A 26,604-nucleotide genomic window follows, 5' to 3' on the forward strand; every position below is an offset into this window, starting at 1 on the left:
TAAAAACTGCTCACAGTCTCTGGCTGAACGCACTTTGGTGTGGCACCCATTGGTGTGGCAGCCATTGCTGTGGAAGCCATTGCGTGGCAGCCATTGCTCCAGCCCCAAAGGGGTGAACTATGCGAGTCAAATGCTCATTTAGAACACCTAAAGTCGAGCGCGACCCCGGGCGTTTTCACACTTTTTGATTCACTGGCGCTCGCCCTTCGGTCCAGCCTTTGGCTGTGACTCGCGCTGGTCGTTGCCCCTTGTCCTCCCCTCGCTCTCTACCTTTTCAGAGGCGCCCTAGTTTAAAATCACGTTCGTGTTGTTTCTGCACCACCGAACAGCGTATTCCATAACTCCTTTACACTGTCGGTCATGTTGTCAGTACTGACAGGTAATAGCTCACTCCTGTCTTTGTAGTGCTTCGCATATATAACTTCATTAATATGCATAACGGTGCCGTCAACTTTTTCCCGGTCGGAGAACGGTAATATCCCAACCGGTTTAAATCCATCACGTTCCAGCATTGCCTGCATGCCCTTAGATTTAAGAGTCACAAATGAATAGGCCATGGCAACCCCTAAATATTCAGCCAATGCATCCATGATATAGCCAGCAAATATAGACGCGCCCGAACGCCTGTGTTCAGGCGCGCACACCCCGTACTTACCCATTAACGTACAATTGTCATCATTCTTTTCAATACAGATGGCCGAGATAATACGCCCATCGTAACGCCCCACGTAGACAATAATATCCCTTTCACGCTCCCCCTTGAGATAGACGCGGTCTTGATAAAACGACGCATCGCTATAATACCTACCAATACCCACCACCAAGTCCGGGAACCACTGTTTGATACCCGCGACCAACTCTGGAATGTCTGACCTTGCCAGTTGATCGTAAACGTAATCAATGGGCGTCCCGGTGTCAGCTGGCAAATGACTTAATAAGGGCCACGTTTTCTTTAACATCGTTATCACTCACTCGTTACATTAAACTTTCGTGACGCTCGGCACGGACGCATTAGACAGGCGCGCAATCCCGTGAGCGTGCATTGAAATCGATGTCTTTATTTAAATTAAAAAAGCACACTCACAGGCGTCACAACACAACCTTATTCCTGTTACATGGAATGCCTGGCTCAAACAGATAAATGATTAATCACCTTGCTGCATGTTGCATTGAAGGTGCGATATTCAATGGTTGCGCGGCTGAGTCACCGTATTCAACAACGGCATTCCTGCCCTTAAGCGGTTGATGTTTTCGGCAACGCCTTGGGCTATTTCGGCTAACGAGTCAGTGGTGATGCCTGCGATGTGTGGCGTAGCAATGACGTTATCCATCTGCAGCAAAGGATGCGCTGTGTCTAGGGGTTCTTGCCAGTACACATCCAGGCCCGCGCCACCCAATCGCCCTGTACGTAACCCTTCCACAATCGCCTGCTCATTTACCAGCCCTCCTCGTGCCACATTGATCAACAATGCCTGATTGGGCAGACAGGCTATTTCTTTAGCGCCGATAAAATCCCGGGTTTCATCAGTAAGCCGGGCGCACAGGACTAGAATGTCAGTCTGCCGCAAGCACTGTTCTTTTTGATCCAGTGTGAACAATTTATGCAGTTGGTATTTTGCAACTTTATCGGCATCCGCCTCGCGAGATAGGCCAATTAATTTCACCCCAAATGCGTGAAGCCTTGTTGCTATCGGTAACGCAATTGCCCCCAACCCGAACAGGCACACTGTACGACCTGCAAGCATTCGCCCTGACGGGGCTCCGAGCACACCCGTGCGTGTATTATGCTGAGCACTGGCTAATTGACGAAGCAATGCCAATATCATCAGAACTGCATGTTCCGCAACAGAGTCAGCATTCCCACCCGAGGCGGGTACATAGGCCACAGATACACCCAGTTTTTCTGCGGCATCAATGTCGACGCCTTCCAAACCGACGCCCCATTGTTGAACTAACTGACACTTACTAGCGGCCATTAAATGTTCATCAATGCGAAACATCTTTGGAATAAGAACATCGATCTCAGCCGGCAGCGTATCTAAATTATCCCCAGGCCAAACTATGACTTCGTCATCAGCATCAAGGGGAAGTGCTTTACGCAAGGCATCCGCTGTATCCACAAATGTATTACCACATAAAACAATGCGCATGACCTACTCCTGCCGCACACTAACCGTGATCAAGATAATGGCTGGCCTTCAGGCACATATACCTGACGAGCAAAGGTATGTACTCGCGTGCCAGCAACCTGCTAGTAAAAAGGCCAAGCACTTGCTTACTTCGTGACAATTCTGACATTCAGTTAAGGTCGCACTAGCAAATCACCCTAATGTATCGATGATATTTCAAAATGCTTTCGCCTTGTAATTTAGTGTATCCACTGCCTGTTTCTAGGCGCTACCTTTTTCAGAAGATCCCGAAGCGTTACACCTGTACATTCAACCGTCTTATTGCCTGCACGTGAAGTTATTAACACTGCCCAATACGGGGCCGAGAGCCAAAAACTTTTAGGGAACCTCTGAAAAACTACTGCGCTAGGTATTACTGCGTTAAAAAATTGCTCAAAATGCTCATTTAGAACACCTAAACTGCGCTTTTTCACACTTTTTTGCCTTGTCCTCCCGTCGCTCGCTACCTTTTTCAGAGGTTACTTAGGGAACCTCTGAAAAGCGCAGTGGTTTTTCAAAAACAGCCTTAGGCTGTATCCATCGCATTAGTTTGAGGCGACAGTCTTCGCTTCAAGGAAAGACTCCAAGCCAAAGACTCCAAACTCTCTGCCAAGGCCGGACTGTTTGACGCCTCCGAACGGGGCGAGAAGATCAGGAATGATTCTGTTGATCAGCACTGTGCCTGCTTCCAACTCAGAGGCCACACGCTGGGCACGCTCTTGCGAGCGTGAAAACAGGTACGCCTGCAATCCGTAAACCGTGGCGTTTGCAAGTTCTATGGCCTGTGCTTCATTGTCATATGTCAGGATTGATAGGACCGGCCCAAAAATTTCTTCGCGTGCGATGTCCATATCTTGACTGACATTGGCAAATACCGTGGGCTGCACAAAATAGCCTTTCTCCAGGCCGGCAGGCTTGCCCTCTCCCCCGACAATGATAGAGGCACCCTGCTCCTGCCCGCGCCGGATGAAGTGTTGTATACGCTCGTATTGAGCCTCGCTGGCTAATGGACCGATAACGGTGGCTGGATTATGGGGATTGCCGACGACTATCCCGTCAACAAAAGCCTTCACCTGTTCAACCACTTCCCTTAATCGTGAGCGAGGCACCAATAGGCGCGTGCCAGCAACGCATGCCTGGCCGTTGTTCATGAACGCGGCATTCAATGCCAGGGGCAACGCGACACCAAAATCTGCGTCATCGAGCACGATTGAGGCCGACTTACCTGTGAGTGACAGGCTCACTCGCTTCATCGTATCGATACCCGCATGAGCAATGAGCTTGCCGGTTTGCGTTGAACCCGTGAATGAAATCTTGGCGATATGTGGACTCGTACTGATTTCATCACCCACATCGTGGCCTCGTCCAAGCACGATATTAAAAACTCCGCGCGGCAGGTTCGCTCGATCGAGGGCCTGAGCGAGCACTTGTGCTTGAAGCGCGCTCAACTCACTTGGCTTAATGACCGAGGCGCAACCCGCTGCGATAGCTGAGGCAAGCTTGCTGCAAATTGTGCCGGCAGCGCTGTTCCATGGCGCGATCAAGCCCGCGACACCGACGGGCTCCATGCGTACTCTGGCCTCACCGATGGAGCGCTCCAATTCATAGTCAGCCAGGGTTTGGGCGGCATTGGCGAAACACTGCGAGGCATACTGGCTGACCCATTGGGCTCGTGCTAAAGGTGCTCCATACTCTTCAATAGCGCTGTCACGTAATTGCTCGGTACTGGCCAAGACAGCCGCCTGAAGGCGTTTGAGCATAGCAACTCGCTCTACCTTGGTGGTTCGAGCCATAATCACTTGCGCACGCTTCGCGGCGGCAATGGCATCTATTGCATCCTCACGATTGGCCAACGTAACAGTACCAACCACCGCTTCTGTCGCCGGGTTAACCCGCTCTACAGTTTCATGCCCCTGCACGGTAACAAAGCGGCCGTCGATATAAGCCTGATTAATGTTACGCATCCTGAGTACCTCAGTAATGTGGATGGATAGCCACAATTTAAGGCGTCAATACTGTTTTGATAATATGCTTAAACATGGATAATTTATTTCGGAAATCAGGACTATGTATAAAAGCGGCCTGACTGAACTTGAGGTCGTTCTGGCGGTTGCCAGACGCAGCGGTTTTCGTGCCGCGGCAGTGGAGTTGGACATGTCAACAACGGCTGTCAGCAATGCTGTAGCCAAACTGGAAGCCAGGCTCGGTGTGCGACTGTTCCATCGCACCACCCGTAGCGTCTCGCTGACCGAGGCTGGGCAAAAATTCACAGCCCGCATCGCGCCTTCGGTCCTCAATATTCAAGATGCGATGACCTCTATCCTGGAACACAACGCAATGCCAGCCGGCACTCTGCGTATCAATAGTTCGCTGGGAGCCGCACTGATGATTTTCCAGCCTATCTTGCTGGAGTTCCTTCGACGCTATCCCAGGATGGTAGTTGACATTGCGACCGACGGCCGGATGGTGGACATTGTTGCCGAGGGCTTCGATGCTGGCTTGCGAGTGAGTTCGGGTGTCCCGCAGGACATGATCCGTGTCCCGATCAGCGAAGAAATCCCGATAGTAGTGGTTGCTTCGGCCGATTACCTCAATACACATCCAGCGCCCGGCAGCATTGAAGATCTTACGCTACACCCCTGTATATGTGCGCGACTGCCCAGTGGCATTGCATCGCCCTGGGAGTTTATGCGCAACGGAAAACAACTGAAGATTGATGTGAAGGGTCCATTGGTTCTCGATGCCCCGTTGATGATGCTGGAATCGGTGAAGCAAGGACTGGGCTTGGCACAACTCCCTGAGTGGTATGTCAGAGATGGATTGGCCAGCGGGGAATTGGTCAAGGTATTAGAACAATGGTCAATCCCTGCACCTGGGCTGTCCCTTTACTATTCAGGCCATCGACACCTGCCAGCCGGATTGCGAGCACTTATAGACGTGATTCATGAAGTCGGTGATATCAACCAATCTGTGAGGGGTCTTGAATAAATCACGGCCCTATTTTTCAGCCGTGGACACTCCCACTCAAGGCCGGCCCAACAAGTAAGGTACTTTTTAACCTTTACGCTATTGGACTCTGAAGCGTTGGAAAAATCTGAATACAGTTATTGACCGATCGTTCCAGTATAAATATTATCCTGCACATGGCCAGACCAAAAGAATTTGAGATTGATGTCGCCCTCGACGCTGCAGTCGAGGTATTTCGCGAGCATGGCTTTGCGGGTACCTCTGCGCAGATGCTGACGGCCGCAATGAAGATCGGAAAGCAAAGCCTTTACGACACCTTCGGCGGCAAATGGCAGTTGTATTGCGCGGCACTGAAGAGATACAGCACCACAGAAACCGCGGCGCACCTCGCCATGCTGCGAGGGAGCCCGGAGGCGATTATCGGTATTGAGCAAATGCTCGAACGCGTGGTACTGGAGGCACACCGCCCATGCCTCGGAATAAGTTCGATCAGCGAGTTTAGCGGCGACCATGAAGAGTTGGTCAGTATTCGAGAATCCGCAGGCCAAACCCTTCGCACCGCCTTATTGAGCAACATCGGCAAGGCTATAGTCGCGCAGGATCTCGCAGTCGACCTTGACCCGGAAACAGCAGTCTCTTTTCTGCTCGCAAATGTTGCAGCAATCAGGATTGCAGCACGAGGCGGTGCAAGCCAGGAAGAACTGTCGGCACTGGCGCACCTATCCCTAAAGGCACTTCGGTAGCCTTTTTTTAACCAGTTCTGGAACGATCATTCAATAACAGGATTAAAAAATGAAAGCCATTGTCATGACCCAAGCAGGTGGTTGCGAAGTCATAAAATATCTAGACCTCCCTGAGCAAACCCCGGGCGCAGGCGAAGCGTTGATAGAGGTTAGCGCTGCCGGAGTCAACTTTATGGATATCGGTGTCAGGCAAGGTAGCGCTTGGCAGGAGGTTGCCAATCCTAAGACCCTCGGCGTTGAAGGTGCTGGTCGAGTATTGGCTATCGGAGAAGGTGTTCAAGGTTTATCTCCGGGGCAGCGTGTTGCTTGGGTTTATGCACCCGGCAGCTATGCGCAGAGAATTGTTATTCCGACCTCTGCACTTGTACCGATACCGGATGAAATCGATGACCTGACGGCCGCATCAGTGATGATGCAAGGACTGACAGCCAGTCATTTCACATCCGACTTCTACCCTGTGCAACCAGACGACATTGCGCTGATCCATGCGGCCGCAGGGGGACTAGGCTTACTGCTCACGCAAATGATCAAGCTAAGAGGAGGACGTGTCATAGGACGGGTCTCTTCTGCAGATAAAGTCGCTGCTGCGCAACAAGCGGGGGCCGATCATGTCATTGTCGACACAGAGGGCAATTTTGCCGAAGAGGTTATTCGTCTCTCTGGAGGTAAAGGCGTAGATGTCGTCTATGACGGCTCTGGCCCAAAGACCTTTCAGGGCTCACTCGACTCACTGCGCATATCGGGGACCTTTTGCTGGTACGGTCCAGTCCTTGGTGGGCCTGAACCCATCGACATTATGAGCCTACCCAGAAGTATCAAGATTGGTTACGCGGTCTTTATGCACCATGTGCTTACCGCGCAGTTACTGCGCTCCCGCTCGGCCAAGCTCTTCGACATGATTGTTGCGGGCCAACTCAATATAAAAGTAGCTACACAGTATCCGTTGGCAGACGCCGCAAAAGCGCATCTAGCGATGGAAAGCAGAAGAACCACAGGAAAATTGCTGTTGATCCCTTGATCATCGCCACTCAAAGAAGGCAGGTGGGCACTGCAGTCCGCTGCTCACCGACTTAACTCAGGTCTTATAAAGCCAAGGCATGGTGGGAAGTGTCAGGCTGGCAGCCTGAGCTCTGCACAGAGCCCACCCTCCTCGCGATTGCTCAGTATCAAGCGGCCACCAATGGCCATGGCCAATTGCTGAGCAATCGCCAGGCCTAATCCAGTCCCCCCGGTGCTACGGTTGCGCGAGTTCTCAACGCGGTAGAAAGGCTGCATGACTCGCTCCAGCTCAGCATCGGCAATGCCTGGGCCACGGTCCATAATTTTTAATGACAAACTGCCATCGGCGCTCTTCCCCACCCACAACTCAGCCGCACTGGCAAACTTCAAAGCGTTATCAGTCAGATTGACCAATACCCGGCGTAGCGCATGAGGACGCGTGTCTATAACCGCAGAGCATTTGCCGCTGAGTTGAACGCTTTTGCCCATGTCTTGGTAGTCGAACACCAGACTGTCGAGGAAGGAATCCAGGTTGATTCGCCGACTTTCCTCAGTGGCCCCATGAATGCTTCGAGCATAGGCCACACCCTCGCGCACCAGATGTTCCATTTCTCCCAGATCACTGCAGAGTTTTTCTTTTTCGTTGGAGTCATTCATAAACTCGGCACGCAATTTCATCCGCGTGATGGGAGTTTGCAGGTCATGGGAGATAGCAGCCAGCAACTGCATGCGCTCTTTGAGGTAGGCAGCGATACGCGCTTGCATCGCATTAAAGGCCTTGGCGGCATGGGCGACTTCCGTCGGACCTTTTTCATCTAATTGCACCGGATGGGTGTTGGGGTCCAGGGTCCCGACGGCATCAGAAAGTCGCGTAAGCGGGCGAATGGCAACACGAACCGCCAGCAAGGTGCAGATCAACATCAGCATCAGTTGGCCAATCAGCACAGCAGGCAGCCAAGCTGACAACGGCGCCATCGATGGCCGTACATCAATTGTCAGGGGGCTGCCATCCGCCAGGTTCAAATGCACCTGAAAGTGCTTTATCGGCCCGGGAATGTCAGTGAAGGTCATTGGATAGTCATGACCGATGGCGTCCTTGATCGAAGCAATGGCGATAGGAGTGTCAGGCAGGCCCATTTCGATGGGGGTGCCGGGTGAGCCTTCATCGAGCTGATACTTATAGTGAGGCCGTTCAAGTTGCCTCAGCCAGCTGGCACGTTCTGCAGCGGGTAACCGATCAAGAATAGCGATGGAGGTTGAAACGTCAGTTTCGAGGTTGCCGAGCATGGTGCCCTTGGCCGATTCATAACGCTCGTAGTACTGCGCACCGAATGACAGCGCATGGCCCAGTATCAGGCCGACGAGGAAGATCAAGGATAACCGTGAAGCGAGGGTGCGCGGCCAGCGCATGGCGAATGTCATACCTGGTCACCGAGGATTTCCACCGGCAGGGAAAATACATAACCCTCACTGCGCACGGTCTTGATATAGCCCGGCTCGCGGGCATCGTCCAACAAGCGCTGACGCAGGCGACTGACAAGTAAATCGATTGAGCGATCAAACAGGTCCGCATCTCGTCCCTGAGTCAGGTTCAGCAGTTGATCACGACTCAGAACCCGTTGTGGATGGTCAAGAAAGACCCGCAGCAATCGATATTCCGCGCCGCTCAGTGCAACCATGGTGCCGTCTTCGTCGAGCAGGTGACGGGCTGAAGTATCCAAGCGCCAGCGGCCAAAGGCCAACAAACGACCACTTTCAGTGACGATCAAGTTCGGCGGCAGCATGCGCGTGCGGCGCAATACAGCATTGATCCGAGCAAGGAGTTCACGGGCGGCGAACGGCTTGACCAGGTAATCATCGGCCCCCATTTCCAATCCAAGAATGCGGTCTGTTTCATCATTGCGTGCAGTGAGCATCAGCACCGGCGTGGCTTTGTGCTTCCCAGCGCGCAACTCGCGGCAGAGCATCAAACCATCATCCCCAGGCATCATTATGTCGAGCACGATCAAGTCCACTTTTGTGGTTTCCAGAAACGCCCTCATTTGCCGCCCCTCCGCAACGACGGTGGTACGCAGGCCGTTTTTCTTCAGGTAGTTACCCACCAGTTCACGGATCTCGCGGTCATCGTCAACGATAAGGATGTGATCGACGTGTTCCATTGCACTTGCCTCTGAAAGGTGGGGGATGTCGCACAGTCTATCGGGCCTTTGCCGAACTCGGCTTTATCCCTTTGTATTGCAGTGTATCTGGCCGTACGGGGGATACACAGAAAGGCAAAACTCGCCTTTTTGCGCAGTGTTGTATCGCTGTGTATCTACAGCCAGCACAGATACGTAGCGATTTATCCAGGCTGATTCCTGACACAGACGAGATATCTCGTGGGTTTTAAATAGGTTCCATCGAGGCCAACTCAAGCGGCCCGAGCCAATCAACGATTGACCTAACTAAACCCTGAGGAACCGCCATGAACCGTAAAGTAATTTTCGCTGCCAGCCTGTTTGCCGCGCTGAACATCTGCACCTTGTCTGCACACGCTGAGGCCAAAAGCGCTCCGCAAACTTATACCTACTCCACCCAGTTGGACGTTAGCAAGGTGCTGTCGCTGACCGAGGACAGTGCGCCGGAATGTGGTGTGGTCAATGCCCAGATGACTTATCTGGACTCACAGCACAAAACGCACGTCCTGGACTATCGCAAAATTTCCGAAAACTGCACATCCGATAACTGAGTGTTGCGCTTAATCCTTTCAGCTAAACAGGACAGCCCCATGAACAACCTGACCCGCTATTTGACTGCTGTTGCCTTCTCTTTCGCTGGCGTAGCCAGTCATGCGCAGGCTGAAGCCAAGGCTACTGCCTGTGGCAGTAGCACTTGCTTTCAACTGACACCACTGGCCAAGGATGTTGGCAATAACGTCCTTGCAGAGGACGGTTCAAGCCTTACACCTCAAGGCAGGATGGTTGCCGAGAATGGCTACAGCCGCACACCACAAGAGCATCTTCGAGAAAGCAAAACAGTCTGATATCGCCCCCCGGCTTTAGCATTCAGGCAAAGCTGGGGGCGGCTCAAAATTCGCTCAATTTCTTGGTGACCCTATGTTACTCATCGCTTTTCTGGGCGGCATTTTGACCGTCCTCAGCCCATGTATTTTACCGGTCGTGCCCTTCCTGTTTGCCGGGGCAGACCGAACGCGCTCATCGATCCTGTTAAGCCTTGTGGGTATGGCCCTGACATTTGCCTTGATCTCCAGTTTGGCCGTAGTCAGCAGCACCTGGGTGGTACAAGCTAACAATACCGGGCGCTATGTCGCGCTGATTGTGATGGCCTTGTTCGCGCTGTCGCTAATTTCTGCTCGGGCTGGTGAGTGGCTAGCGCGACCGTTCGTTTTACTTGGCAACCGCCTCGACCCTGACACTCGGAAACTGTCTGGGCCGCTGCCATCAATCATGCTCGGGGTCGCCACGGGCCTGCTTTGGGCACCTTGTGCCGGCCCCATTCTTGGAGTGATCCTCACCAGCGCCATGCTGCAAGGGGCGAATGCAGGTACCAGCTTACTGTTACTGGCTTACGGTTTAGGCAGTGCCTTCTCCCTGGGCATGCTGATTTTCGCCGGGCGCGGCTTAGTTAATCGCTTGAAACCCTCGATACCGGTAACTGGCTGGCTGCGCAAAGGTGTAGGCGTCACGGTGCTGGCCGGGGCTGCCGTGATAGCGACTGGCGCCGATAACATCGTGCTGGCAAACACATCATCAGAAGGCGTTGGCAAAGTCGAAAACAGCGTGCTGCAAACGGTGCCTAAAATTGTTGATTACCTGGTGAGCAAGGTCAAAGCAGGTAACCTAAGTGACCAACCCAAAGGCCCCATGCCGTCGATAAAGGGAGCCGTGCAGTGGCTCAATTCCCCGCCACTGAGCAACGAGGATTTGAAAGGCAAAGTGGTGTTGGTGGATTTCTGGACCTTCGACTGTATCAACTGCCGGCACACCTTGCCCTACGTGAAGGAGTGGGCGCAAAAATACAGCAAGGATGGGCTGGTTGTGATCGGTGTACACACCCCGGAATACGGCTTCGAACGTATCATCGACAACGTCAAAGCCAAGGTTAAGGAATACGGCATAACCTACCCGGTAGCCATCGACAATGACTATGCGATTTGGCGCAACTTCGACAATCAATACTGGCCGGCCCACTACCTAATCGATGCCAAGGGGCAGGTGCGTTACACCCATTTTGGCGAAGGCAGTTACGACACCCAGGAAGAAATAATTCAGCAGTTGCTCAAGGAGGCTAAATCCTCATCTCAAGCAGCCTAGAGCTGATGTAACGCGCCCGTTGCATTGCATCGGGCGTTTGCCTTTGGCGCAGTCGCTTGCTTCGAGTCACCGTTGTGTTTGCCCTCTTCCCTACTCCGACGCCTCTTAAAGACCAATAAAAACGCCCGATTATCCGGGCGTTTTTATGGGGTGCACGCGGCGGCTATTTCAGCCCGGTGTAGGCTCTTCGCTGAAAGCGTTGACTGCGTGCACGAGGCTGCGTGCAGCCATCATCACAAGTTGCCCACCCTTTTCCGGGCTCGCAAGAGATGGATCCGAGCCCATACGCCCATCTGGATGACGCGCGCGAAAATCGAGCGCTTCGCGAATGGGGCCCCAATTAGCAATCTGCGGCGAGAAATCAGCGGATTTAATTGAATCAGGATAAGCCCATTGAGTCACTGCAATTTCGGATGGCGTCGCATGAATGCCATGGCCCACAGGAAACTGTTCATTTGCCAATTCGGCTATCCCTTCGAGGTCCCACCAGTTGCATAACTTCAAAGCAAAACCGGCTTTACGTCGAGCAAAACTGGCTTCAGCGTAGATTTCAGAGAAGGCCGCTTCAATTGAAGCAACGTTGCCACCGTGGCCATTGAGAAAAAAGATTTTCTCAAACCCGTGGGCGGCCAATGAACGCACCCAGTCCTGGATGGCCGCAATAAACGTTGAGGGCCGCAGAGAGATGGTTCCGGGGAACCCAAGATGGTGCTGGGCCATGCCAATGTTGAACGTCGGCGCAATTAGAATATCCCCGGCGTTGTGCGCCTCACACGCGATGATTTCAGGGCACATCCAGTCAGTGCCTAAAAGGCCTGTAGGGCCGTGTTGTTCATTAGACCCAATCGGAATGACGACAGTACGGCTACGTTGTAGAAAGGCTTCAATTTCCAGCCAAGTTGATTTATATAAAAGCATTTGAGTTCTCTCTTTAAAAGGGTTCCAAGGGGAACACCGATGATTGGAAGTTCAAGACGCCTTAACACCTATGCTGTTGTCGGGACGCATCTACGTTCGTAATGCCTAACAGCAAAATGCCAGGGCGCGTACCTCCGGTTAAGGTTTTGAGCCGAAAAACTCCATAACCACGGGACCTGCGGGGAAAACCCGTGTGGTAAAACAAGACGCTGCCTTGCGCCTCCCTCTCCAATGAGCACCGCTGGGCTGGAGCATCATCGTCAAACAGGTTTCAGGTCCAGATACCCACCGTCAACAGTCAGGCTCGCTCCCGTCACAAACGAAGCATCGTCACTTGCAAGGTAAGCGGCCATACCGGCGATCTCATCCGCCGTGCCCAAGCGCCCTAAAGGCACCAAAGCGATTACGTGCTCCAGATAAGGCGCATCTGGCGGATTCATGTCAGTTGCAGTTGGCCCAGGCTGAATGTTGTTGACGGTAATACCACGCGGGGCAAAATCCAGAGCAAGCCCCCGGACTAGACCGACGAGTGCAGATTTGCTCATTGAGTAAGCACTGGAACCAGGGAAGCCTGTGCGCGCACCCGCAACACTGCCGATCATGATGATCCGGTCGCCGCGATTCATGACTTTCGAGCATGCTTGGGCTGCAACATAGGCAGCCCGCACGTTTATCACGTACATGTTGTCGAGCTGCTCGACGCTATAGTCATCGACCGATCCCAGCCCAAGAATCCCGGCGCTGTTGACCAGAATATTCAAGCCGCCAAATTGCTCTACGGTTATGGCAACGGCGTGCTCGATTTCCCCGGCATGGCGACTGTCGGCCTTGATTGCCAGCGCCTTTCCACCTTCAGATTGAATGCGGCTAACAAGCGAGTCGGCTTTGGACTTAGATGATGAGTAGGTGAATACAACTGCAGCGCCTTCCTTGGCTAAGCGAAAGACAATCGCGGCACCGATTCCACGTGAGCCTCCCGTTACGAGTGCAATTTTTCCGGTGAAACGCTGTGCTGGGCTAGACATTTGCTTAGTCCTCGATCGGTTGATTGGCCAACAGCACCCTTTCGCAGGGCGCTGCAGATCACTTCGACTCAGCTGCTTTTTCAATCAGGCGAGCGACCGGTCCCGGGTTTGAAACCATCACCACATGGGAAGCCCCCTTAACCTCAACCTCACCTTTGGCATTGGCTCGCTTGGCCATAAACATCATGGTTTGCGCAGGGATGTTCTTGTCCTTATCGCCATAAATGAACCAAGACGGAATATGCTTCCAGGCGGCTACACCGGATTTCTCGTTAAGTGCGGCATCGGTAACCGGCCGTTGCTCCGCCGCCATGAGTGCCGCCTGTGCAGCGGGAACATCAGCAGCGAATTGATCACGGAACTTGCTTTGCTGGATATATAAATCCTTGCCACCCTCTGCTAGCGCAACAGGTTCGGCCAGCGTTGGCCCAAGGGTGCTTCCCGGAAATTTACCGGCCAGCTCAGCTGCAGTTTCACCTGTGTCTGGGGCAAATGCGCTGACATAGACCAACGCTTTCACATTAGCGTGGTCATTGGCCGCTTCGGTGATGACGTTGCCCCCGTAAGAATGCCCAACCAAAACCACTGGCGTTTTGATACTCGTCAGCAACGCAGATACAGACGCACCGTCACTTTTAACACTGCGCAAAGGGTTGGCCGCAGCAATGACGGGATAACCGTCTTTTTCGAGTATTTTCACCACCCCGTTCCAGCTGGATGAGTCAGCGAATGCACCATGTACCAGCACTACGGTGGGCTTGTCAGTCTGGGCAAACACACTAGTCGTCATGGCCAGACTGGCAGCAAGAGCAAAAGCAGCAGATATTCTTTTCATGTGAGACTCCTTCAGTAAGGGAATTACGGCGCGTAACGGGTGAATACGAAGTCGTGATCTTTCACCAGTGCCTGATGGCAGGCGAAGCAGGTTTTGTGCTGGGCCTCATCAGCGGGCTTACCATTGATGAAACGGCCAAACCCCCAGCCCCCGGTAGACGCGTACTTCTTTGCGTCCTTGACCATGACCTGCACGGTGGTGGCAGCCCCCGGAATCGAGGCGGGCTCGAACTCGGGAGACTGGGTGTGTTTCCAGGCCAGCTTGACCAAGACGGTACCGTCTGGAAACGGCAGGGTTTTAACGGCGTAGGCCTTGATTGCAACCTCATTGCCGAGCACTGCGCGCAATTCATTGAGCGGCGCAGCTTCCTGAGCAGGCGCGATAAGGGGCCATTGCCGATAGCCGTCAGGTAGCGTCACACCATAGATGGGTGACGCCTCACTGCTAACGGACTCAGCCTCGGCGAGCCCGCTGAGGCTGAGCGCAACCGCTGCAGCACCAGATAGCGAAATCGCCAGTTGCATGAGTTTCATGGTTGGCGCCTCCCTCAAAGGTGATCGGCATCAACCACCGCTTGAGCGAAGGCCTGTGGGGCTTCTTGCGGCAGGTTGTGACCCACACCGCCACCAATCAGGCGATACTCGTATTTACCGGTGTAGCGTTTGGCATAGGCTTCGGCGGGTGGATGAGGCGCTCCATTGGCCTCGCCTTCCATGGTGATGGTCGGCACATGAATAGCGGGACCAGCAGCCAGCTTTTTCTCAATTTCATCGTATTTGGCTTCGCCTTTGATCAGCCCTTGGCGCCAGCGATAATTGAAAATCGTGATGGCGACATGATCTGGGTTGTCTAGTGAAGCAGCGCTACGGTCAAAGGTGGCATCGTCGAATTTCCACTGTGGCGAGGCCAACTTCCAGATCAGCTTGGCGAAGTCATGGGTGTTTTTCTGGTAACCCAACTCGCCGCGCGGTGTCGCAAAGTAAAACTGATACCACCACTGCAACTCGGCTGCAGGTGGCAATGGCGCTTTACCTGCTTCCTGCCCCCCGATCAGATAACCACTGACAGCTACCAGTGCCTTGACCCGCTCGGGCCACAATGCCGCGACGATATCTGCCGTGCGCGCACCCCAGTCATAACCACCAAGCACGGCCTTCTTTACTTTCAGGGCATCCATAAAATCAATTACATCAGTGGCCAACGCGGCGGGCTGACCATTACGCAACGTCTTGGCAGACAAGAAGTGGGTGTCACCGTAACCACGGGCAGCAGGGATCAGTACCCGGTAGCCCTTCTCAGCCAGAGCCGGTGCTACATCGGCGTAGCTGTGAATGTCGTAGGGCCAGCCGTGCAGCAGAATCACCACCGGGCCATCGGCAGGCCCCACTTCAGCGTAAGAAACATCCAGCAGGCCTGCTTTAATATGTTTCAGCTCACCGAGCGAGGTGTGACTGCCTGGGGTGATCGGCCCGACTGTGGTTTCAGGAGTGGCGGCGACAGCTTGGCTTCCGACCAATCCCAAAGCGCCGAACTGCATCAGGGCGACAGCAAGGAGCGAGGGTGCGAGCAGGCGACGACGTGGTTTGGTCAGCGGATTCATCAATGTCATGTTCATGGCAATTCTCCGATGTAAACAATTAACGAGTTGTTAGTGAGGTGCGTCTCGGACGGCCTACGGGTCAGTTTTGGCGCTTAGGGTGTTGGTTGATGCGCGCAACGGCTGGAATGCCTTGCGCAACTCTTCAGAGAACAGCTGCGGCTGTTCCCAGGCGGCAAAGTGGCCCCCTTTGCTGGCTTCGCTGAAGTAGGAAAGCGATGGGTAGGCACGTTCTGCCCAGCTCTTCGGCGCGCGATAAATCTCGTGCGGGAACACCGTGATTGCCACCGGAATCTTGATGTCCGAGGTCCGCTGTGCGGCGGCGCTGAAGTTATTGTTGTTGTTTTCCCAATAGAACCGGGAAGACGATGCACCCGTGTTGGTTAACCAGTACAGGCTGATGTCATCGAGCATTTCATCGCGGGTCAATACACGTTCTGGTTTACCGTCACTGTCAGTCCAAGCGGCAAACTTCTCGTACATCCAGGCTGCAGTACCAGCAGGAGAATCGGCCAGTAAGTAACCGATGGTCTGTGGGCGGGTCACCATCATTGCGCCGTAGGCAGCGTTACGACCAAAGAAGGTGCTCAATGAGTCAAATGCCGCGTGTTCCGATGCAGTCAGCCCAGACGGTGCAGGTTTTCCGCTATTGATCGAATCGACCAATTCTGGCGGTACAGTCGCTGGCATATTCAGGTGGATTCCCAGCAGGCCTTTGGGTGCCAGACGGCCAAGGGCATCGGAAATCACCGAACCATGGTCACCGCCCTGTGAGACATAATGGCTGTAACCAAGACGTTTCATCAGCACGTCCCACGCCTTAGCAACGCGGTCAGGATTCCAACCCAGTTCAGTAGGTTTACCGGAGAAGCCGTGCCCAGGAATCGATGGAATCACGACATCAAAGGAATCCTCCACACGCCCGCCGTATGCAGTCGGATCGGTCAGAGGACCGATGGTTTTAAGAAACTCGAATTGCGAACCGGGCCAGCCATGAGTGAGGATCAACGGCATTGCATTGGGGTTACGCGAGCGGACATGAATGAACTGGATATCGACACCGTCGATACTGGTGACAAACTCAGGCAGGGCGTTCAGTTTGGCCTCTGCCTTACGCCAGTCATAATCAGTTCCCCAGTAGTGCACCAACGCCTGTACCGAGGCCAACTGCACGCCTTGAGAGGTATCATTGACTGTTTCTTTGTCGGGCCAGCGAGTCGCCGCGATTCGTTTACGCAGGTCAGTCAGTTGCGCTTCATCAACGTGAACGTGATAAGGCCGGATTGCATCTGAGCCAGTGACATTGGTTGCGGCCCATGCCCCCTCGCTGACACCAAGCAATACGCAACTTATTGCGCTGACTCTGGCGGTAGATGCCAGCCAACGGTGCCACTGAGGGGCGGACAAAACTGCAAGCATGATGTATCTCCTTGATAATAATTGCTGGCCTGCTCAAGCGCCGATGCCGAGCGGATCACTCACAGTCACGATGAATGTTTAGGGCAAACATCTGGCGACACCCTGACGATCAAACCACCCTGTTTTTTTACTGACGATTACACGATGGTGTTGGTCGATACTTAGGTATTACAGCCGGCCTAAGCCGCTGCTTACGCATTAGTGCGACCTGTTGAGCCGCTCAACTGCAGCTGAAATAGCTAAAGTGATACTGATCAAGGCCTGTATCTGAGGTGTGTCAGCAACTGCGCTGAGTGAGTGCCTATGTAGCTCGCAAAGGGCTAGATACAGTGGCTTACAGAACCGCTGATGGTGCCGCCCCGTTCAGCGCATTTAGTGGGCTGTTTTCGCTGCGCTTTAAACAGGCAATCGCTGTACTGGCCGACCTTGGAATCACACGCCAGGCTTGCCGTGATTTAGCACATGGCTGATTCGACCAGCGCCCACTTTGTGGTTCAGAACTTGGCCAAAAACTGCTAGGGCAAGACATTTTGCCCTGCCCTGTCGATACGGTCATGGTTGTGCCAGTCATTGCCCCATGGCATAGCGGCTATGGTCTTTATTTACTCTAAGCGACACCAAAGTATGATGGGCGAACATCGACGATAAGGCGCATTCTCATAGAGAGACGCCTGCAGAAAAAATGAGAACCGATATGTCCAATGAACTCGATCGCATCCTTGATGCGTTGCCGGGTGTGGCATTCACCGCACGAGCCGATGGCGGCGTCGATTTTGTAGGTTCAGGCTGGTGTAACTATACCGGCATAAGCCGCCACGAGGCCTTGGGTTCTGGCTGGCAATCTTGCGTACACCCCGACGACCTCAACCAGTTGCTTGAGAACTGGCAGGTTATTGTAAGAACCAGCGAGTCAGCGCGTATGCAGGCTCGACTTCGGCGGTTCGATGGGGCTTATCGTTGCTTCGTCCTGCAGGTCAGTCGTTTGGATGATAGCCACGGCAGCGTGAGCAGGTGGTGCTGCATCGGGACCGATATCGAAGATTATCGAAGTGCCAACAGAGCCGACCAGCCCGTTGATGCCAGCTCTATCATCGACAGCATTCCCTCGATGGTTGCTTTTATGAAGCCAGACGGCGAGCTGGAGTTGGTCAACCGTCAGATCGAAGACTACCTCGGCTCAACGTTTGAGGAACTTAGGCACTGGGCCGCATCCGACACCGTTCATTGCGATGACCTACCAGCGGTCATCTCCGCCTGGACGCACTCGATACAGACGGGCGAACCTTACGACATCGAACATCGGATTCGTCGTGCCGACGGTGTTTACCAATGGTTTCATGTTCGCGGCTTGCCCATTCGAGATGTCAAAGGACAAATCACTCGTTGGTGTGTATTACAGGTCAATATCGATGAGCGAAAACGCGATAAGAGATTGATCGACGAAGCCTTGGCTGATGTCAGCGCTTCAGAGGACAACTTGAGCAAGATCATCAATGCTGTGCCTGGCTTTCTCTGGAGCACAGCGTCGGACGGCAATGTCATTTTCATCAATCAGCGCTGGTGTGATTACACCGGAATATCCCCTGAAGATGCACGTGGCATTGGCTGGACAGCATCCCTCCACCCTGATGATGCTGGCGCACTGGGCACCTACTGGCAGGCACTTATAGCATCAGGCCAGCCAGGCGAGTTCGAGGCACGAATCAAACGCGTCGACGGAACGTACCGCTGGTTCATGATCAGAGCGATGCCACAATTTGACGAGAATGGAACACTGGTGCGCTGGTACGGCGAAAACACTGATATCGACGATCGTAAACGTGCGCAAATGCTACTTGCTGGCGAAAAACAGCTGTTCGGGATGATGGCTGAAGGTTCATCTTTGCCGACTGTTCTGGGGGCCCTGTGCGAGTTGGTTGAAACAATGCTCGAGGGTAGTTTGTGCAGCATTGTGTTGATTGATCTCAAGCAACCCTCTATTTCGCAAGCAGCGGCACTCCGGCTGCAAACGAGCGTAGGTCCAAACATGCCAGAGAGCCTGATGCCACGGGCCGACGGTAGGATTATGGACGCGCAAACGTGCCCGATCGCTATGGCAACCCTTTGTAATAGGCCGATGATAATCAGCGACCTGAACAAAGAGACAGGCTGGCCAGCATGGCGTACTGCAGCATTACGCGAAGGGCTGCAGGCTAACTGGTCGAGCCCAATCACCTCCATCGGAAACAAAGTAATGGGGGTTCTCTCGGTGCTATATCGCGAGCCAAAACAGCCGTCCGTGGAAGAGCAAAATCTAATCGCGCAACTTAACTACCTTGCCAGTATCGTAATCAACCGCACCCGGGCCGATGCGGCACTGAAGCAGAGCGAAGCATTTCTGGCGAAGGGCCAGCGTTTGAGTTCCACAGGCACTTTTTCCTGGCAAGTCAGCAGTGACACCATCACTTGGTCCGAAGAGCTATACCGCATATTCGATCTGCACCCAAGTGTGACGCCCAGCTTCGATTTGATTTACAACCGTACCCACCCGGACGATATCGCTCTGCTTAAAGCGATGGTCAAGCGCCAGCGCAGTGATGGCCATGATTTTGAGCATGAGCATCGACTGCTGCTGCCCAATGGCACCGTGAAGTATCTGCATTTGGTCGCGCACGCCATTCGGGATGAGGAAGGTGGGCTTGAATACATCGCGGCATTGCAAGACATCACCAGCCGCAGACTTTCTGAGGAAGCCTTGGGAAAGATCCGCTCAGAACTGGCGCACCTTGCCCGAGTGGCGAGCCTGGGTACGGTAACGGCTTCGATTGCCCACGAGGTCAATCAACCCCTTGCGGGCATTATCACCAATGCCAGTACCTGCCTGCGCATGCTGAGTGCGGAGCCGCCGAACGTGGTGGGCGCTCTGGAAACCGCGCGCCGCACAATCCGCGATGGCAACCGTGCCTCCGATGTTATCAAGCGCTTGCGCGCATTATTCTCCAATCAAAACATCAGATTCGAAAGCGTCAATATCAGTGCGGCGGCGCGAGAGGTCGTTGCAATGCTCGCCGGTGAATTGAAACGCAATGGCGTGATGCTGCAAACCCAGTTTGCCGAGCCGCTGCCGCAGGTCAAAGGGGATCGTGTGCAACTGCAACAAGTTATCCTTAACCTGATCATGAATGCCATTGAAGCACTGAACACGATCAACAGCCGCCCACGGCACCTACTTGTCAGTACCACAGCAGCGGCGGACCGAAGCGTCCACTTAGCGGTACAGGACAATGGCAGTGGTTTCGAATCAGAGGACGCAGAACGTATTTTCAATGCGTTCTACACCACAAAAAGCACAGGCATGGGGATTGGGCTTGCCATCAGCCGCTCCATCATCGAACAACATGAGGGACGGCTGTGGGCGACTGTCAACGAGGGACCGGGAGCGACACTGCGTTTTTCTATTGCGCAACAGGTTGATGACAACGCAACAGCACAAAACGACAACAAGCCCTTAAGCCAGGATGCTAACTCTAATCACGCCAAGGAGGATTTGTGATGAAAATGCCGTTATTGGTCTCGGTAGTGGACGACGACGAGTCTGTCCGTGAGTCACTGCCCGACTTACTCAAAGAATTTGGTTTCGCGGTTCAAGCCTTCAGTTCAGCCCAGGACTTTTTGGCTTCGACATACATCGACCAAACGCGTTGCCTGATTCTGGATATATCCATGCCCGGCATGTCGGGGCCCGAGTTGCAAAGTGAACTCAAACAGCGCGGCTATAGCATCCCCATCATTTTCATCACCGCACATGATGCTGCAGCAGATCGAGCGCGATGGATAAACCGAGGCGCCGTGGATTGTCTGCTGAAACCCTTTAGCGAGGCACAGTTGCTCAAGGCGCTGAGTGCTGCGCTACCGGTCAATTAAGTGTTGAGCACATCAAACAGGAGGTGACACTTGAATGCGAATAATAGGTTTGATCTTAAGCACGACACAGCCCTGGACAATAAGCGACCAATTGTCTTCGTCGTGGACGACGACGTTTCTGTGCGCGAGTCACTGGAGCTGTTGATTAACTTTGCCGAGTGCCAACCGATCCTATTTGAGTCAGCTCAAGACTTTCTTAGCCAACCTCGCCCACGCGTGCCAAGTTGCCTGGTGCTGGATATCAATCTGCCGGGCCTTAATGGCCTGGATCTGCAAACCTCAATCGCCAATGATCGGCCGGGGATGCCGATCATTTTTATTACTGGCTACGGAGACATACCCCGTTCGGTGCGGGCGATGAAAGCGGGTGCGGTTGAGTTCCTGACCAAGCCGTTCGACGATACGGTATTGCTCAAAGCCATCGCTGATGCGCATGAAAGTAGTCGTGTGGCGCTGGAACGGGAGGAATGCCTTCGCTCAGTGCGAGACAAATACGCCAGCCTTACCCCTCGTGAGCAAGAAGTAATGGCAATGGTCGTTGCCGGCCTCATGAACAAGGTCATCGCGGCAGACCTCGACATCAGCGAGATCACAGTCAAAGCCCACCGGGGTAAAGCCATGCGCAAGATGAAAGCCCGCTCACTGGCTGACCTGGTAAGAATGGCAGAGCAACTCAGTGTGGAGCTGAACTGAATCCAACCCAGGGTTCTTGTGGATTCACAGTGGCGCCAGCAGCGGCGTATAACTGCGTGTGTAGAGCCTGTTGCCAAGTAATCGGAGAATGGCGTTACGTACAAGGGGTGACAGCGCACGCATCTTGTCGCGTGCTACACATTGCTTTTGGACCCAATCCACCCTGGGTCTACGCCTGGCAACATAAGCGTGCAGTGCGGCATCAACTCGTTCGCTTGTTTTTATACATTCAGCCAGCACCAGCGCGTCCTCAATTGCCATTCCGGCACCTTCAGCCATGCTGGGTGACGAGGCATGTGCGGCATCACCGATCAGTACCACACGGTCTAGATACCAAGCATCCATAACCACCTGTTCAATGCTGCCAAAATGCACCGGCGTGTCTTTTGGCACGTTGGCAATTAGCGAGAATACCGGCGCGGCAAAATCATTGAACAAGCCTTCGAGCGGTGTTGTTTTGATGTCCTCTTTTGCCTCACCGTCGACGAGCGTTAGGTCGGCATAGACGTAGACGTGCTCAGCGCTCACAGGTATCGCCAGCAATGTACGCCCCTGGCCCAGCATGGCAGTCCAGCCGTTAATCCCTGTGGTATTTGGCGTGATAAAGCGCCAGCAAACAGTGCCTACACTTGTAGGCACTGCACCTGGGAATATCAAGCTGCGAACTGTCGAGTCGACTCCGTCAGCACCGATGACCAGATCATAGGTGGCTGTCGTGTCGTCAGAAAACGCTACTTCGCAGCTCTGGGTTGCCTGACGAATTTTCGTTACCGAGACCCCAAAACGCGCATGAGTGTGTCGCAATGAGCCACGAAGAATAGCCTGGAGCGCATTGCGTGGTAGAGAAAGACAGGGTCCACAATCGCCCCACAGCGCTTGAGTCTGAGTCACACTCAATGGTTGGCCGCGATGGTCAAGTATGCTTTGGGTCAAAATAGGGGCTGCCATATCGCGCACCGCCTCCAGCACGCCAAGTTGAGCGAGGGCTCGGGCAACGTTTCCTGGCATATACAACCCCATGCCACCGGGAGCATCTTCCAGTCGGCGCTCAACCAAATCGGGGGCAAACCCCTTGAGTTCAAGGGCTCGGGCCACGGCGAAGCCGGCGATGCCCCCACCCACTACCAATATCTTCATGTAAATAACCTTCAGCGTTAAATCAGTAACGTCCTGCAACGCGAAGCTGTGGTAACGCGTGGTTTATCCTGCAAACACCAACCTGTCCCTTTCACGCACACCGCTTTCACCTAGCGTTTACAGCACAAACACTTAAGCCTGCGAGGATTAACCCTGCTCGCGAGTGCTCATTGGAAATGGACCTTTCTTGAAATGCTAGAATCAGCAACGACTGGTTAGCCATTTATAATCGTGAAGAAATGCATCCAGACTCCATATTGCACGGCGTTTGTATCCGCAATATTTCTCCAGAGTCGATGCTTGTATGGATAGGTAGCCTGAACTCACCGCCGAGGGACATACACAAGGCTACCTGCTGATTGAGGTCAGGCAGCCATGTGAGCACTGGAGGGTTCATCTGCTCAGCCGTCAAACCAGATTGAGTACAACGTCGATATTGCCACTAACGGCTTTCGAGTATGGACAGGTTGAGTGCGCAGTCTCTATTAAGCGCTGGGCCAGTTCGCGCTCGATACCAGGTAGGCTGATGTTCAATCGGGCTTGCAAGAAATAAGCACCCTCTTGCGCACAGAGATCAACCTCTGCATCAATAGCAACTTCAGCCGGCAGTGTGATTTTGAATTTACGTGCAGCAAGGCCTAAAGCACCGTCAAAGCATGCCGACCAACCGGCAGCAAAGAGCTGCTCCGGATTGGTTCCACCACCGCTACTACCCGGTAGTGAATGCTGGATATCAAGACGGCCATCATCACTGCGGGATGTGCCTCCGTCACGAGCACCTTCGGTGTGAACCTTGGCTGTATACAGCGTACTTTTTGCGGTCATTTTCAAGCTCCTGATTACATGGGCAAACGCATGCCAGATGCGGTTGCTGAATCAGAACAGAACCGGTGCAAGTCATCGATTACACCTAGGTATTGCAGACCAGCCTATTGGGTGGACGGTTAAATCAGAGGGCTCTCACCTTTGGCCTGTTGCCAGAGCGTTTCCAGCCGTTTGACATCAAGCGAATCGTAGCCCTCACAGACCCATTCTCGACAGTTGGACAGACTCTCAACGGCCTGCGCCTTAGCGCCTTCCCCCAAAGATAACAGCGCAAGGTCCATCGTCGTCCGCAACGTCCAGGCGCGAGCCCCTTGCTTCTGACTCAAAGCCAATGACTCCTCCAGCAAAGCGTGTGTGGCTGCACTATTTTCAGGGTTGATAGCGTGGCAAATACCCGCCTTAAGCCGCAACAATTCCGGCAGGGCAAAGGCATCTCCGCTCTTGCGGCAATGCAGGATTGTGCGCTCCACTATCGGCAGTGCCTTTAGGTACTCACTGTTGAGTATCAATCCTTCGACTAAAGCGATTTCGAAAGAAGTGGTGAGTAATTCATAGCGCATAGCCTGCAGCTGCGCGAGGCTTTCCTCAAGACACTCAACAGCCCCGAAAGGCTGCCCAGCGCGTATCGCTATCGCGGCCTTGAAGCCTTTACAGGCCGCCATATAAGGGCCAAATGCATTCTCTTCAGCAACCTTGGCAAAACTCTCTAGACTGGCGGTGGCTTCGTCCAGATCACCGGTCCAGATGTAAATACACATGGTCCAGATAAGCGCGATGCAATAGGTAACTGAATGCTCCAGTGTCGCGGCTTCAGCTTCTACCTTTGTCGCCCAGTGTCGGGCCTGATCGGGAAACCCTTGTAGCCACAGCGTGCGGGCTAATGCTAAGCCGGTGCGATTACGATGATCGAAACCATAGTAAATCGTGCTACTTCGCTGAGAAGGAGCACTATTACGCAGTGAGGCTTCCAGTTCTTGTCGCGCCAGCACTTGATCTCCCAACAAGTGATGCGACACCCCTGCCAGTGACGCGGCCACTGCAAAAGCCTCAGGTTCGCCAATGGCATGACCGACCTCCACCGCCTTCTCAGCCCATGCAAGCGACGAAGCAAAATCACCCGTACGCTCATAAAAAATCTGCAGTCGACCGAGCAGTCTAAGCTGTGACCAATAATCGCTTAACGAAACGGCAATCTCCAATGCTCTGATGAGTGACGTTTCTGCTGCTTTGCTATTGCCCCGGGTGAACATCAGCACCAGCCCAAGCGCAGCCTGCAGCTCCATCTCGACAGGGGTTCCAAAAAAGCCCAGCTCAAGCAACTCTGTTGCCCGCGAACACCAGGCCCTGCATTCAACCAGCAACGAAAAGTGGAGAAATACCTGAGCACTTGCAGCCGCCAACGGCAAGGCTAATCCCGGGCTCCCCTGGGGACCAAAACTCCATTCCAATGCGCTGCGAATATTGCCCAGTTGGCTGGCAAGGCGCGTCGCACTGGCGAAAATCTCACTGGGCGTATTACCAAGCTTGCCAAGCAGCTGCGTATAAAACGCTGCATGCCGAAACGCCAAGCCATTAACCTCTCGCTCCCCTCTTATCGCCAGCTTTTCTCTGGTAAAGGCGCGGGTCATTTCCAGCAAGCGATAGGCCGCAAACGTACTGGAGTGGTCAACACTCACCAATCCTTTAGAGGCCAGTTCATCGAGGATGGCTACCACTTTGATCAACTCGATTTGCTCGTCAGTGATAATTTGGGCTGCGGCGTCCTGAGAGAACGGACCGACGAACACCGATAGCCGCTCGAACACTAACTGCTCAAGCGGCGTAAGCAGTTCGTAACTCCAGTCCAGCATTGCGCGCAGTGTCTGATGCCGAGGCATGGCTGTTCGCCGGCCGGACCAACCCAAAGAAAAAAGCTCGCCCATTAATGCATGCGTAGCACTTAACCCATGACTTGCAACACGCACGGCGGCCAACTCGATAGGCAGAGCCATACCCTCAAGCCGTCGGCACATGTCCGCCACCAACAGGGCATCGCTCGCCTCTAACACCAACGCAGTGTTGCCTGAAGACGCGCGTTCGACGAAGAGCTTAATAGCCGGATACGCGAGCAGTTCTTCGACGCAAAGATCTTGTGGTTGCTGGGGAAAAGCCAGCGGGTTCAGCCAATGCACATATTCATCACGAACGCGCAAAGGCTCCCGGCTTGTCGCCAACAAACCCACATGCGGTGCTGCATACCGGATCTGCTCCACGACAGCCGAAACCGCGTCAATTAGGTGCTCGCAATTATCAATCACCATAAGCAGCTTGTGTGCGCGCAGGTGAGCAAGCAGCACTAGCATTGGGTCTTCAGCTTGAGCCGGAATATCCAAGGCACCTGCCAGAGCAGAAACCACGAGGTCAGCATCCTCAACCTGGGCCAAATCTACAAAACGAACGCGATCATAGATTTGGGTGCTGATCTGATAGGCGACTTCAACGGCGAGACTGGTCTTACCCACGCCTCCAGCGCCGACGATGGTAAACAGCTTGGGCTGGACTAGATGACCGACAACCAGTTGAACGTCGGTCTCGCGGCCGATTAAATTTAACCGCGGAGGCAGGCTGCCAACCCCTGTGATGAAGCGTTTATTATCAATGACATCGCGGGTGAGCTCGGCAACCTTTGACTGCGCTGAAGGGGACTTTACTTTTTCCAGTGGTGCAACAAACGCATAACCCACGCCGACTTGGGTTGCGATATACCGCGCACCGTCCTCGCCGTCACCGAGGATTCGGCGCAAGCCGGTCATATGAAACCGCAGGCTCCCTTCTTCAACGATGGTGTCTGGCCAGACCATGTTGATCAACTCACGCTTGGACAGCACCGTACCGGGACGCTCTAACAGCGCGATCAATAAATCCAATGCCCGCCCGCCAATTTCAACAGCAATGCCATCTTTGGTGAGCAACCGCTTTGCCGCGACGACACAAAAAGGACCAAACACAAATTGCAGGCTGGATGATTCGTCTCTGACGGGTGTGGAAGGCTCCATAAGGGCCAGTCTCTCGAAATGAAGGGG

Annotated in this window: 23 protein-coding genes; 9 read left to right on the top strand and 14 right to left on the bottom strand. The window is 53.7% G+C overall.

From position 1 onward, the window contains the following. Positions 1–296: 296 nt before the first annotated feature. The 3 genes from ACIGCM_RS00765 to ACIGCM_RS00775 form a co-directional block, all read right to left on the bottom strand. Positions 297–959 carry a hypothetical protein gene (locus ACIGCM_RS00765; RefSeq protein WP_397500144.1) on the bottom strand — a complete coding sequence of 221 codons (663 nt, stop codon included), beginning with the start codon at positions 957–959 and terminating at the stop codon, positions 297–299. Positions 960–1,184: 225 nt separating this feature from the next. Beyond that, positions 1,185–2,150 carry a 2-hydroxyacid dehydrogenase gene (locus ACIGCM_RS00770; protein WP_397500145.1) on the bottom strand — a complete coding sequence of 322 codons (966 nt, stop codon included), beginning with the start codon at positions 2,148–2,150 and terminating at the stop codon, positions 1,185–1,187. A 563-nt stretch (positions 2,151–2,713) separates the two neighbouring features. Beyond that, positions 2,714–4,132, bottom strand: a complete 1,419-nt coding sequence (locus ACIGCM_RS00775; RefSeq protein WP_397500146.1) for an aldehyde dehydrogenase family protein — start codon at positions 4,130–4,132, stop codon at positions 2,714–2,716. Between the two features lie 103 nt (positions 4,133–4,235). Here ACIGCM_RS00775 and ACIGCM_RS00780 point away from each other — a divergent pair, with 103 nt between their 5' ends. The 3 genes from ACIGCM_RS00780 to ACIGCM_RS00790 all read left to right on the top strand — a co-directional run bounded on the left by ACIGCM_RS00780 (position 4,236) and on the right by ACIGCM_RS00790 (position 6,896). Then, positions 4,236–5,156, top strand: coding sequence for a LysR family transcriptional regulator (locus tag ACIGCM_RS00780; RefSeq protein WP_397500147.1), 921 nt, complete (start codon positions 4,236–4,238; stop codon positions 5,154–5,156). Positions 5,157–5,311: 155 nt separating this feature from the next. Next, on the top strand, positions 5,312–5,878 hold the full coding sequence (locus tag ACIGCM_RS00785; protein ID WP_397500148.1) for a TetR/AcrR family transcriptional regulator: 567 nt from the start codon (positions 5,312–5,314) through the stop codon (positions 5,876–5,878). A 49-nt stretch (positions 5,879–5,927) separates the two neighbouring features. Next, positions 5,928–6,896, top strand: coding sequence for a quinone oxidoreductase family protein (locus ACIGCM_RS00790; RefSeq protein WP_397500149.1), 969 nt, complete (start codon positions 5,928–5,930; stop codon positions 6,894–6,896). A gap of 92 nt (positions 6,897–6,988) precedes the next feature. Here ACIGCM_RS00790 and ACIGCM_RS00795 read toward each other — a convergent pair whose 3' ends face one another. Both ACIGCM_RS00795 and ACIGCM_RS00800 read right to left on the bottom strand, forming a co-directional pair. Further along, positions 6,989–8,299 (bottom strand): ATP-binding protein, encoded by a 1,311-nt coding sequence (locus tag ACIGCM_RS00795; protein WP_397500150.1) that lies wholly within the window; start codon positions 8,297–8,299, stop codon positions 6,989–6,991. Beyond that, the gene (locus tag ACIGCM_RS00800) at positions 8,296–9,036 is read right to left on the bottom strand and encodes a response regulator (RefSeq protein WP_397500151.1); all 741 of its coding nucleotides are present in this window, start codon (positions 9,034–9,036) and stop codon (positions 8,296–8,298) included. Before ACIGCM_RS00800 ends, ACIGCM_RS00795 begins: the two co-directional genes overlap by 4 nt. 305 nt (positions 9,037–9,341) lie before the next feature. Between ACIGCM_RS00800 and ACIGCM_RS00805 the strand changes: the two genes are divergently transcribed. From ACIGCM_RS00805 to ACIGCM_RS00815, 3 genes are all read left to right on the top strand, one after another. Beyond that, positions 9,342–9,605 (top strand): DUF2790 domain-containing protein, encoded by a 264-nt coding sequence (locus tag ACIGCM_RS00805; RefSeq protein WP_397500152.1) that lies wholly within the window; start codon positions 9,342–9,344, stop codon positions 9,603–9,605. A 39-nt stretch (positions 9,606–9,644) separates the two neighbouring features. Then, positions 9,645–9,899, top strand: coding sequence for a hypothetical protein (locus ACIGCM_RS00810; protein WP_397500153.1), 255 nt, complete (start codon positions 9,645–9,647; stop codon positions 9,897–9,899). A 73-nt stretch (positions 9,900–9,972) separates the two neighbouring features. Further along, entirely contained in the window at positions 9,973–11,190 is a 1,218-nt protein-coding gene (locus ACIGCM_RS00815) for a cytochrome c biogenesis protein DipZ (RefSeq protein WP_397500154.1), read from the top strand. A gap of 168 nt (positions 11,191–11,358) precedes the next feature. Here ACIGCM_RS00815 and ACIGCM_RS00820 read toward each other — a convergent pair whose 3' ends face one another. From ACIGCM_RS00820 to ACIGCM_RS00845, 6 genes are all read right to left on the bottom strand, one after another. Beyond that, positions 11,359–12,108 carry a creatininase family protein gene (locus ACIGCM_RS00820; protein ID WP_397500155.1) on the bottom strand — a complete coding sequence of 250 codons (750 nt, stop codon included), beginning with the start codon at positions 12,106–12,108 and terminating at the stop codon, positions 11,359–11,361. A 260-nt stretch (positions 12,109–12,368) separates the two neighbouring features. Continuing rightward, on the bottom strand, positions 12,369–13,133 hold the full coding sequence (locus ACIGCM_RS00825; protein ID WP_397500156.1) for a 3-oxoacyl-ACP reductase family protein: 765 nt from the start codon (positions 13,131–13,133) through the stop codon (positions 12,369–12,371). A gap of 58 nt (positions 13,134–13,191) precedes the next feature. Then, the gene (locus ACIGCM_RS00830) at positions 13,192–13,968 is read right to left on the bottom strand and encodes an alpha/beta fold hydrolase (protein WP_397500157.1); all 777 of its coding nucleotides are present in this window, start codon (positions 13,966–13,968) and stop codon (positions 13,192–13,194) included. A 23-nt stretch (positions 13,969–13,991) separates the two neighbouring features. Next, positions 13,992–14,501 carry a cytochrome P460 family protein gene (locus ACIGCM_RS00835; protein WP_397500158.1) on the bottom strand — a complete coding sequence of 170 codons (510 nt, stop codon included), beginning with the start codon at positions 14,499–14,501 and terminating at the stop codon, positions 13,992–13,994. Between the two features lie 14 nt (positions 14,502–14,515). After that, positions 14,516–15,583, bottom strand: coding sequence for an alpha/beta fold hydrolase (locus ACIGCM_RS00840; protein WP_397500159.1), 1,068 nt, complete (start codon positions 15,581–15,583; stop codon positions 14,516–14,518). 57 nt (positions 15,584–15,640) lie between these two features. Then, positions 15,641–16,984 (bottom strand): epoxide hydrolase family protein, encoded by a 1,344-nt coding sequence (locus ACIGCM_RS00845; RefSeq protein WP_397500160.1) that lies wholly within the window; start codon positions 16,982–16,984, stop codon positions 15,641–15,643. A 694-nt stretch (positions 16,985–17,678) separates the two neighbouring features. On the opposite strand from ACIGCM_RS00845, the gene ACIGCM_RS00850 reads away from it, so the two are divergent. Genes ACIGCM_RS00850 through ACIGCM_RS00860 form a run of 3 tightly spaced genes read left to right on the top strand, consistent with a single transcriptional unit; the run spans position 17,679 to position 21,580 of the window. After that, a complete protein-coding gene (locus ACIGCM_RS00850) occupies positions 17,679–20,516 on the top strand; it encodes a PAS domain-containing protein (RefSeq protein ID WP_397500161.1) in 2,838 nt (945 codons plus the stop codon). After that, positions 20,516–20,887, top strand: coding sequence for a response regulator (locus tag ACIGCM_RS00855; protein ID WP_397500162.1), 372 nt, complete (start codon positions 20,516–20,518; stop codon positions 20,885–20,887). Before ACIGCM_RS00850 ends, ACIGCM_RS00855 begins: the two co-directional genes overlap by 1 nt. Before the next feature lie 30 nt (positions 20,888–20,917). Then, positions 20,918–21,580, top strand: a complete 663-nt coding sequence (locus tag ACIGCM_RS00860) for a response regulator transcription factor (protein WP_397500163.1) — start codon at positions 20,918–20,920, stop codon at positions 21,578–21,580. Between the two features lie 24 nt (positions 21,581–21,604). Here ACIGCM_RS00860 and ACIGCM_RS00865 read toward each other — a convergent pair whose 3' ends face one another. The 3 genes from ACIGCM_RS00865 to ACIGCM_RS00875 all read right to left on the bottom strand — a co-directional run bounded on the left by ACIGCM_RS00865 (position 21,605) and on the right by ACIGCM_RS00875 (position 26,577). After that, positions 21,605–22,717 (bottom strand): FAD-dependent monooxygenase, encoded by a 1,113-nt coding sequence (locus tag ACIGCM_RS00865; RefSeq protein WP_397500164.1) that lies wholly within the window; start codon positions 22,715–22,717, stop codon positions 21,605–21,607. Between the two features lie 408 nt (positions 22,718–23,125). Continuing rightward, positions 23,126–23,542 carry an organic hydroperoxide resistance protein gene (locus ACIGCM_RS00870; protein WP_397500165.1) on the bottom strand — a complete coding sequence of 139 codons (417 nt, stop codon included), beginning with the start codon at positions 23,540–23,542 and terminating at the stop codon, positions 23,126–23,128. A 119-nt stretch (positions 23,543–23,661) separates the two neighbouring features. Then, positions 23,662–26,577, bottom strand: a complete 2,916-nt coding sequence (locus tag ACIGCM_RS00875; RefSeq protein ID WP_397500166.1) for an ATP-binding protein — start codon at positions 26,575–26,577, stop codon at positions 23,662–23,664. Positions 26,578–26,604 lie beyond the last annotated feature (27 nt).

This window comes from Pseudomonas sp. NPDC078700 (assembly GCF_044542375.1).
Taxonomy (GTDB): domain Bacteria; phylum Pseudomonadota; class Gammaproteobacteria; order Pseudomonadales; family Pseudomonadaceae; genus Aquipseudomonas.

Bases quoted from the DNA above. Each gene is read 5' to 3' on its own strand.
- ACIGCM_RS00790 (WP_397500149.1), top strand. From the start codon at position 5,928: ATGAAAGCCATTGTCATGACCCAAGCAGGTGGTTGCGAAGTCATAAAA.
- ACIGCM_RS00795 (WP_397500150.1), bottom strand. From the start codon at position 8,299: ATGACATTCGCCATGCGCTGGCCGCGCACCCTCGCTTCACGGTTATCC.
- ACIGCM_RS00815 (WP_397500154.1), top strand. From the start codon at position 9,973: ATGTTACTCATCGCTTTTCTGGGCGGCATTTTGACCGTCCTCAGCCCA.
- ACIGCM_RS00810 (WP_397500153.1), top strand. From the start codon at position 9,645: ATGAACAACCTGACCCGCTATTTGACTGCTGTTGCCTTCTCTTTCGCT.
- ACIGCM_RS00855 (WP_397500162.1), top strand. From the start codon at position 20,516: ATGAAAATGCCGTTATTGGTCTCGGTAGTGGACGACGACGAGTCTGTC.
- ACIGCM_RS00770 (WP_397500145.1), bottom strand. From the start codon at position 2,150: ATGCGCATTGTTTTATGTGGTAATACATTTGTGGATACAGCGGATGCC.
- ACIGCM_RS00805 (WP_397500152.1), top strand. From the start codon at position 9,342: ATGAACCGTAAAGTAATTTTCGCTGCCAGCCTGTTTGCCGCGCTGAAC.
- ACIGCM_RS00780 (WP_397500147.1), top strand. From the start codon at position 4,236: ATGTATAAAAGCGGCCTGACTGAACTTGAGGTCGTTCTGGCGGTTGCC.
- ACIGCM_RS00800 (WP_397500151.1), bottom strand. From the start codon at position 9,036: ATGGAACACGTCGATCACATCCTTATCGTTGACGATGACCGCGAGATC.
- ACIGCM_RS00865 (WP_397500164.1), bottom strand. From the start codon at position 22,717: ATGAAGATATTGGTAGTGGGTGGGGGCATCGCCGGCTTCGCCGTGGCC.
- ACIGCM_RS00785 (WP_397500148.1), top strand. From the start codon at position 5,312: ATGGCCAGACCAAAAGAATTTGAGATTGATGTCGCCCTCGACGCTGCA.
- ACIGCM_RS00840 (WP_397500159.1), bottom strand. From the start codon at position 15,583: ATGAACATGACATTGATGAATCCGCTGACCAAACCACGTCGTCGCCTG.
- ACIGCM_RS00820 (WP_397500155.1), bottom strand. From the start codon at position 12,108: ATGCTTTTATATAAATCAACTTGGCTGGAAATTGAAGCCTTTCTACAA.
- ACIGCM_RS00835 (WP_397500158.1), bottom strand. From the start codon at position 14,501: ATGAAACTCATGCAACTGGCGATTTCGCTATCTGGTGCTGCAGCGGTT.
- ACIGCM_RS00765 (WP_397500144.1), bottom strand. From the start codon at position 959: ATGTTAAAGAAAACGTGGCCCTTATTAAGTCATTTGCCAGCTGACACC.
- ACIGCM_RS00850 (WP_397500161.1), top strand. From the start codon at position 17,679: ATGTCCAATGAACTCGATCGCATCCTTGATGCGTTGCCGGGTGTGGCA.
- ACIGCM_RS00875 (WP_397500166.1), bottom strand. From the start codon at position 26,577: ATGGAGCCTTCCACACCCGTCAGAGACGAATCATCCAGCCTGCAATTT.
- ACIGCM_RS00775 (WP_397500146.1), bottom strand. From the start codon at position 4,132: ATGCGTAACATTAATCAGGCTTATATCGACGGCCGCTTTGTTACCGTG.
- ACIGCM_RS00825 (WP_397500156.1), bottom strand. From the start codon at position 13,133: ATGTCTAGCCCAGCACAGCGTTTCACCGGAAAAATTGCACTCGTAACG.
- ACIGCM_RS00845 (WP_397500160.1), bottom strand. From the start codon at position 16,984: ATGCTTGCAGTTTTGTCCGCCCCTCAGTGGCACCGTTGGCTGGCATCT.
- ACIGCM_RS00870 (WP_397500165.1), bottom strand. From the start codon at position 23,542: ATGACCGCAAAAAGTACGCTGTATACAGCCAAGGTTCACACCGAAGGT.
- ACIGCM_RS00830 (WP_397500157.1), bottom strand. From the start codon at position 13,968: ATGAAAAGAATATCTGCTGCTTTTGCTCTTGCTGCCAGTCTGGCCATG.